5 protein-coding genes and 2 pseudogenes are annotated in these 7,759 nt (G+C 48.0%); 5 read left to right on the forward strand and 2 right to left on the reverse strand.

Going from position 1 to position 7,759, the window contains the following annotated elements; genetic code table 11:
* Positions 1 to 127 precede the first annotated feature (127 nt).
* The 3 genes from ATN88_RS16520 to ATN88_RS16530 all read left to right on the forward strand — a co-directional run bounded on the left by ATN88_RS16520 (position 128) and on the right by ATN88_RS16530 (position 2,818).
* A complete protein-coding gene (locus ATN88_RS16520; protein ID WP_067418356.1) occupies positions 128 to 1,555 on the forward strand; it encodes an NAD-dependent succinate-semialdehyde dehydrogenase in 1,428 nt (475 codons plus the stop codon).
* A 135-nt stretch (positions 1,556 to 1,690) separates the two neighbouring features.
* Complete coding sequence (locus tag ATN88_RS16525) at positions 1,691 to 2,077, forward strand: CZB domain-containing protein (protein ID WP_067418360.1); 387 nt, start codon at positions 1,691 to 1,693, stop codon at positions 2,075 to 2,077.
* A 252-nt stretch (positions 2,078 to 2,329) separates the two neighbouring features.
* Positions 2,330 to 2,818 (forward strand): hypothetical protein, encoded by a 489-nt coding sequence (locus ATN88_RS16530; RefSeq protein ID WP_067418364.1) that lies wholly within the window; start codon positions 2,330 to 2,332, stop codon positions 2,816 to 2,818.
* A gap of 44 nt (positions 2,819 to 2,862) precedes the next feature.
* Here ATN88_RS16530 and ATN88_RS16535 read toward each other — a convergent pair whose 3' ends face one another.
* Positions 2,863 to 3,114 (reverse strand): hypothetical protein, encoded by a 252-nt coding sequence (locus ATN88_RS16535; protein WP_067418366.1) that lies wholly within the window; start codon positions 3,112 to 3,114, stop codon positions 2,863 to 2,865.
* Positions 3,115 to 3,400: 286 nt separating this feature from the next.
* Between ATN88_RS16535 and ATN88_RS16540 the strand changes: the two are divergent.
* Both ATN88_RS16540 and ATN88_RS16545 read left to right on the forward strand, forming a co-directional pair.
* Positions 3,401 to 4,413, forward strand: a pseudogene (locus ATN88_RS16540) (TAXI family TRAP transporter solute-binding subunit).
* Between the two features lie 107 nt (positions 4,414 to 4,520).
* A pseudogene (locus ATN88_RS16545) lies at positions 4,521 to 6,655 on the forward strand (TRAP transporter permease).
* 43 nt (positions 6,656 to 6,698) lie between these two features.
* Here ATN88_RS16545 and ATN88_RS16550 read toward each other — a convergent pair.
* Positions 6,699 to 7,691: a chemotaxis protein CheV gene (locus ATN88_RS16550; RefSeq protein ID WP_067418368.1), complete on the reverse strand. Its 993-nt coding sequence runs from the start codon at positions 7,689 to 7,691 to the stop codon at positions 6,699 to 6,701.
* Positions 7,692 to 7,759: the final 68 nt, after the last annotated feature.

Consider the following 7,759-nt stretch of genomic DNA (forward strand, 5'->3'; position numbering starts at 1 on the left):
ACTCTGTTCAAAATAATGGCCAGCACCTGCTGGCCTTTTTTATTTCACTTTTCGACCTCCCGCATTGCTTCCTTTCGTTCGGCTCGCTAGGCTGGATGACATCAAACACTTGTTGGAAGAAGGAACCATGGAAAATATTTCAAACATGTCGCTGTTGTCCTGCCTCGTTGAACAAACAGCCAGTTCTATTCCAGTTGTGAACCCAGCCAATGGGCAAACACTTGGGTTTGTCGCCACCCATGACAAACTCGCCATTGAAAACAAGATCCAAAAAGCAAAAACTGCGCAAAAGTCTTGGGCAAAAACCACGGCAAAACAACGTGCCGACATCATGCAGCGTTGGTATCAACTCTTGATGGACAACCAAGAAGACCTCGCAAGAATCATGACGCTGGAGCAAGGAAAACCGCTGGCCGAATCACGCGGTGAAGTCGCTTACGGCGCATCGTTTCTGCAATGGTTCGCAGAAGAAGGCAAGCGAGCATATGGTGAAACCATCCCTACGCCACTAGCCGATCGCCGAATCATGACAATCAGACAGCCTGTCGGCGTGGCAGCAGCGATTACGCCATGGAATTTCCCAATTGCCATGATCACACGTAAAGCGGCACCTGCACTGGCGGCAGGTTGCAGTTTTGTCGTTAAACCTGCCGTCCAAACACCACTTTCAGCTTACGCTGTTGCAGAGTTGGCTAGGCAAGCAGGCCTACCTGACGACTTGCTCGTTGTCGTTACCACTGAAGATGCGGTCATGGTAGGCGAACTCTTTTGCCAAAGTCCCGACATTCAAAAGATTTCGTTCACAGGCTCAACCAACGTCGGACGCATTTTGATGCGTCAAAGTGCCGAGACGGTGAAGCGAGTGTCGATGGAACTCGGCGGCAATGCGCCTTTTGTTGTGTTTGATGATGCTGATATTGATTTGGCCGTAAAAGGTGCAATCGCGTCTAAGTTTCGCAATGCAGGCCAAACCTGCGTTTGTGCTAATCGGTTTTATGTTCATGATGCTGTTTATGACGAGTTTGCTGAAAAGTTCGCCAAGGCAGTGTCTGAATTGAAGATTGGTGACGGACTCGAAGATGGCGTTTCCATAGGTCCTTTGATTGATGACAAAGCCAAAGAAAAAACGCAACGTCTTCTTCAAGACGCTGTGAACGAAGGTGCAACGATAGCCGTTGGCGGTAAAGCACTCGAAGGTCAGTTCTTCGAACCGACGATTCTGACCAACGTCAGCCATACCAATTCGATCGTCCAAGAAGAAATTTTTGGCCCAATCGCGCCATTGATTCGCTTCAGTGATGAAGCGTCACTGATCGAAATGGCAAATGACACCATTTACGGCCTTGCTAGCTACTTTTACAGCAAAGACATCAACCGTATTTTCCGCGTTGCAGAAGCACTCGACTACGGCATGGTTGGCGTTAACGAGGGAGTGATCTCCACGGAAGTCGCACCATTTGGTGGGGTCAAACAATCGGGTATTGGCCGCGAAGGTGCAAGCCAAGGGCTGGATGAATACCTGAACACCAAATACATCTGCTTAGGCGGAATGTAATCCCCCAATAAACAGCCTGGGTGACACCATTCAGGCTGTCCTAAGCAACGTCTCATCTTATCCTTTCGTCGCATTGTCAGTTTTCTTTTCTGCTATCTATTCTTATTTCGATGTGTCGTGAAAGTGAGAATCGATATGACAATTATCAAAGAAATTGATGCCGCTGTAGGTGCACATGGGGCGTGGAAGCAAAAGCTACGCAATGCAATAAATACAGGGGAGTGTGAGTCAACACCAGAACGGGTAAAACAAGACAACAATTGTTCATTCGGAAAATGGCTACACTATCGTATTGAAGAGCAATACAAAGCCTCCCCCTATTATGAAGAAGTCGTTAGTCTGCACGCTGCATTCCATAGAGAAGCGGGCTCGATATTGGCTCTTGCACTTAATGGTGACGTTGAAGCCGCCAGTGAAAAAATGAAACTGTGCAGTGAATTCAGTTCACTCTCCGCCAGCTTGACGGCAAAAATGCGGGAGTGGCAAGAGTTCCTTCAATCAGAAATGAAGAAACAAGCCTGACAAAAATCGCCATTGTTTTTAACGCAAAAAACCATGGCGATATACGCTTTATTCACGAATTCATGTTCACTATTCAGACAGTTAGCGACGACTAGCTTTTTCCTTTCGTAATCGGCATGTAAATTTGCATAAAAAGTCAGCGAACGCACTTGCATCAATGCCCTAGTTTCACTTAATGTGACTTGCGACAGCGTTTTTTCGTGCTACGGTGCGACACTACGCCTAATCAACGAGAACACTAAGGTAATATTGATGTCTGACGTACCTTCTGCTGCCATTGAAGTGGCGGCTACTGCCCAAACTGCTGCTGAGTCTTCTGGTTCTATCTGGCCATACGTAGTTGGCGGTATTGCACTGGTAATCGCTGCTGGTTACTGGGGCTTCAAGCGTATGAACAAACCTACTTTCATCATCAATCAAATCCGCAAACGCAACCTGAAAGCGATGAAAAAAGCGGGAATTGAAAGTAACGAAGCAACGATTGATCTAGACAAGCTACTTACAGCAATTGAAGAGCATGCGAACACTAACAATCTGAAAGGCTCAGATATGTTGAAGCTGCTGACCCCTCTGAACGATCAAAACCGTATGCAGTCAGCGAAAGATATGTACCTGACCATGCAACACATTGCCCGTGAAATTGGTAACACCAAACTGGCAGGTGAATTCAAAGGTAAATCTTCTGGCGTTAAATCTAACTCTCGCCTGATGGCTGGCCTTTTCAAACGCGCTGGTATCTAAGATTTTTTGGCACTGCAGCTCCCGTTGCAGTGCTTTCTCTCCCCTCACTTCATTACCGCTTTATTCCCGATAATTTTGTAAGCAGGTGCGCCTCTCACCAAAGTCTCTCTTGCGAATACATTGCCACACTCTGGGCATTCACACGGTGTACTTGTGCGATCTTCAACAATGCGTTCTTTAAAGCATTTAACCAAAGCTCCTTTGCCGCCTTTTTTGTACTTGTAGAGTAACGCTTTGCATTTACCGCAATGAATGTCGACAGAACGCTCTGGAAGTTTCTTGTTAGGTTTTGCCATTTTTTGTCTCTTTGCTTTCCTCCTGCGATCTTATCGAATCTCCGTTCCGGCTCCAACTAACACTTCATGCGTTGATCGTTAAGAAAACTGAGAACGGGCTTATATTTATACACCTCAATGCAACAAGCCATTCACATTCTCAGCTATCCTTCTGTTGGAAATTTAAACACGCGTTGATGTAAAACTCTCGTGCTACATCAAAGAGATACGTCAACAAGTCGATATCGAGGTCTGCAATTAGGCTCATCTCTCGATACAAAGCCCCCTTCCAACATTGGAGAGTTGTATGAAGATTAAGGCTCTATTTAAGACGCTCTCGCTGGCAACAGCGATTTCACTCACAGGGATTAACGCGGCTGCGGCCGAAGATCGTGATTACATTCTGGCGACAGCGTCTACTGGCGGTACGTATTACCCTGTGGGTGTCGCACTTGCGACCCTGAGTAAGGTAAAACTCGAGCCAAAGTACAAGTTTTCTCTCTCTGCGATCAGTCAGCCGGCTCAGGTGAAAACGTCAAACTGCTTCGTGAAAACGAAGCGCAATTCGCCATCCTTCAAGGCCTCTATGGTGCTTGGGCATGGAGCGGCGAAGGCAAACTGAAGCAAGCAGGCCCTCAGAAGGAACTGCGCTCGGTATCCATGCTTTGGCAAAACGTTGAGCACTTTGTGGTGCTGAGCGATCTGGCCAAATCTGGCAACATGGATGATATGAAGCAACTGGATGGCAAAAAGTTCTCTATCGGTAAGAAGAACTCGGGAACTGAAGGCTCTGGCCGCCAGATTCTGGATGGCCTTGGCATTAACCCAGACAAATTCAACCTTGCGTACCTCGGTTATGGCGCAAGTGCTGATGCTCTCCAGAACGGTACAATTGACGGGATGAACACACCTGCGGGTGTCCCAGTGAGTGCTGTTACGCGCGCCTTTGCTTCCATGGGCGATAAGATCACGATTTTGAACTTCACTGATGAGCAGATGAAGGAAGCAAATGGCGATTATAACCTCTGGACTCGCTTCGTAATTGAACCAAACACCTACCCAGGTCAAACAAAAGCAGTAGAAACCGTTGCACAACCTAACTTCCTCGCGGTTCGCAAGGACATCAGTGATGAAGACGTTTACCTCCTGACCAAAACCATTTATGAAAACCTCGCTTTCTTGAATGGTATTCATAAAGCAACGAAAGCCATGTCATTGCAAAAAGCCATTGATGGCTTGCCAGTACCATTGCACCCAGGTGCAGCACGTTTTTACAAAGAACAAGGTCTGACAATTCCTGAGCACTTGGTTGCTGAGTAATTCCTTCCCTTGTTTAGTGGCAACAATGCGCTGGCCTAATCAGGTCAGCGCATTTCAATCGACTCTCCCCAAGGACGTCGTGCTTTCAAAGCACAGTAGAGGGCATCATGAAAGAGAACGCACCAGCAAAGGATGCTGCCGACGAAGACATCGGTGATGGTCTTTCCCAATTTGAATTGACGCAGCGAACTGATTTTCCCCTACTTACACGCTGTGTCACTGTTATCGGAATACTCCTCTCCCTCGTTCATATTTGGTTTAATACGCTGGCAACACTGCCCGAGCTGTGGGTATCAGCAGCGCACTTCGCTGGTTTCTCCGTAATGTGTGCCCTGACTTATCCAGCAGCTGCAAAATGGCGAAAAAGTCGCTTCGCATTGGCGATAGATATCGGCATCGCGATTACCGCCGTTGCTTGCCTCATTTACATCATCATTGGGGAAGATGCACTCTATGATCGTGGCGTGAAATTTGTCACGACAGACTGGATATTCTCCATCCTTGCCATTCTGATTGCGTTAGAGCTTATCCGACGCACCATGGGTTGGTTTATCCCCTGTTTAATCGTTGTCGCGCTGACGTATGTGGTTTGGTGGGGTAGCTGGATTGACGGCATTTTCTCCTTCCCCGGCTTGTCTGCAGAAACCATGCTCTATCGAGCGTTTTACAGTTCTGAGGGGATGTTCGGCCCGATTTCGAGGATCTCATGGAGCTACGTCTTCATGTTCATCCTATTCGGTGCCTTCCTCGTGAAATCTGGTGCGGGTGACTACATCATCAATGTATCACGCGCTGCCGCAGGAAAAATCATTGGCGGCCCAGGGTTTGTCGCCGTACTCGGTTCCGGTTTGATGGGCTCGGTCTCTGGCTCCAGTGTCGCCAATACGGTATCGACTGGTGTTATCACGATTCCGCTCATGAAAAAGGCGGGCTTTCCGCCCAAATTCGCGGCAGGTGTTGAAGCTGCTGCCTCAACGGGCGGTCAGCTCATGCCGCCGGTTATGGGGGCAGGTGCCTTCATCATGGCGTCATACACTCAAATTCCGTATGTCGAAATCATCGCAGTCTCGTTCGCCCCTGCGCTGATTTACTTTTTGTCTGTCGCTTTCTTTGTTCGAATCGAAGCAAAACGTTCTGGCGTTCACCAAGTGGAAGCCAACACTGAGCCAATGCTTAAAGTGCTGGTTTCCGGCTGGCACTATCTGATCCCGCTGGTTGTACTCGTCACGCTTCTCGTGATGGACTTTACCCCAACCTATGCCGCTGGCATTTCGATCATTTCCGTTGTCGTCGCCTCTTGGCTTTCACCAAACCGCATGGGTATCGCTGATATCTTTGATGCACTGGCGCAAGGCGCAAGGAATATGGCGACAACGGCAGTATTGCTGACAGGTATAGGTTTGGTGGTTAACGTTATCAGTACAACAGGTATCGGTAACACCTTCTCACTGATGATCAACGATTGGGCCGGCGGCAGTTTATTCATCATGCTGGTGTTGGTTGCGTTAGCCTCGCTCATTCTTGGTATGGGCTTGCCCGTTACCGCGTCTTATATTGTATTGGGTACACTATCCGCCCCTGCCATTTATGGGCTCATCGCTGAACAACAACTGATTGAGCTGCTAGTGACAGGCCAACTACCGGAAGACGCGAAAACCATTTTCATGCTCATAGCTCCTGAACAGCTTGCTGCGTTAGGTTCACCCATGGCATTTGAGACCGCGATTGAGCTAGTTGCAAAGTGCCGGATGACTTCAAAGCAACCTTGCTTGAGCAAAGCCTTGGCCCCGTCACCGTGGGATTGTCGCTCCTTGCTGCACACCTAATCATTTTCTGGCTTTCTCAGGACAGTAACGTCACACCACCAGTCTGTTTAACGGCATTTGCCGCAGCCACGATTGCAAAAACGCCGCCAATGGCAACAGGTTTCAAAGCATGGAAAATCGCAAAAGGGTTGTATCTCGTGCCCTTGCTTATGGCCTACACACCGCTGGTTGCAGGAGATTTCCAGCAAGTTCTTATTGTGACTGTCTTCGCCATCATTGGTGTTTGGGCACTTATTGCGGGATTAGAAGGCTATCTTGAGGGCCCAATCAATATCGTGTTCCGTCTGATCGCTTTTGCTCTTGCCGCAGCCATGATGTGGCCGGGATTGGATTTGATTGTGAGAGTCATCGCGGCCGCAGCGTTCTTTGCACTACTGGTATTCAGCAAACGAAACGCAGAGCCACAAGCCGCCTGATTTTGAAGGTTAAAAAAAGCACCCTGTTGGGTGCTTTTTAGTTTTACTCTCCGGGCTTGTCGTTCAGCACAAAGCTGTCCATTAGCCCTACCATCCGCCCAATTTCGGGTTTGGTAATGGTATCGTTCGCGCCAAGATCCATCGCTTTCTTACGGTTATCGTCACTCATCAAAGAAGAAAACATAACGATAGGGATGGATTTGTATTCTTCGATTTCACGTAGTCTTTTGACCAAATGCATGCCGTCCATTTTCGGCATTTCCACGTCACTCACCACGCCATCGACAAACTCTGAGATTGGCAGGTTCTCTTCGGTACAAAGGCGAACAAACTCAATCATGTTGTCCAGGCCTTCTTGGCCATCTTTGGCTGTAATCACGTTGTAGCCTGCCGAACGCAAGGTGTTTTCGATAAGACGCCTGATAAACGCAGAATCATCAACGACCAGTATGGTTTTGGCTTCACGTTTGGCCACCATCGCATCATCAATGACAACGCGTTTGTCTTTGGTGACGTCGTATTTCTCCATACTCAATTCTGGGTTGATGTCGGCAATGATCTTCTCGAAATCGAGGATCATGATCAGGTTCTTTTCTTGCCTAACAACAGCAACCACACAATCCTGATCGGAGGCTTCTAAGAACTGACTTGGCGATTCGACCTCTTCCCATGAGATACGGTGTATACGTGAAACGCTGTCCACCAGAAAGCCGTTGGACATTCTGTTGAAGTCCGTCACGATAACGACTTTGCTATCGACATCTGAAGGTGTGGGTACACCCAACCAGCCTGCCAAATCCACCAAAGGAATAAGCTTGCCGCGCAGAGAGAATACACCCAGCACATTCGGCTGTGCATTGGGGTAGTCGGTTGTATCGGGTACACGAATGACTTCGCGCACTTTTGCTACGTTAATTCCGTAATAACACACTTTGGTACCGCCTTCTGGAAGACGCTTTTCCAGACGAAATTCGATAATTTCAAGCTCGTTGGTACCACTTTCAGTCAAGATTGAACTTTTTGGTTCTGTACTCATGCCAAATCTCGATACGGTTAAGAGGCAAATTGAAATTTTCCTCTTTCAGCATAGTCTCTTTCTTAAGA

The sequence above is a fragment of the Enterovibrio coralii genome, assembly GCF_001559595.1.
Classification (GTDB): Bacteria; Pseudomonadota; Gammaproteobacteria; order Enterobacterales; family Vibrionaceae; genus Enterovibrio; species Enterovibrio coralii.

Bases quoted from the DNA above. Each gene is read 5' to 3' on its own strand.
- ATN88_RS16520 (WP_067418356.1), top strand. From the start codon at position 128: ATGGAAAATATTTCAAACATGTCGCTGTTGTCCTGCCTCGTTGAACAA.
- ATN88_RS16525 (WP_067418360.1), top strand. From the start codon at position 1,691: ATGACAATTATCAAAGAAATTGATGCCGCTGTAGGTGCACATGGGGCG.
- ATN88_RS16530 (WP_067418364.1), top strand. From the start codon at position 2,330: ATGTCTGACGTACCTTCTGCTGCCATTGAAGTGGCGGCTACTGCCCAA.
- ATN88_RS16535 (WP_067418366.1), bottom strand. From the start codon at position 3,114: ATGGCAAAACCTAACAAGAAACTTCCAGAGCGTTCTGTCGACATTCAT.
- ATN88_RS16550 (WP_067418368.1), bottom strand. From the start codon at position 7,691: ATGAGTACAGAACCAAAAAGTTCAATCTTGACTGAAAGTGGTACCAAC.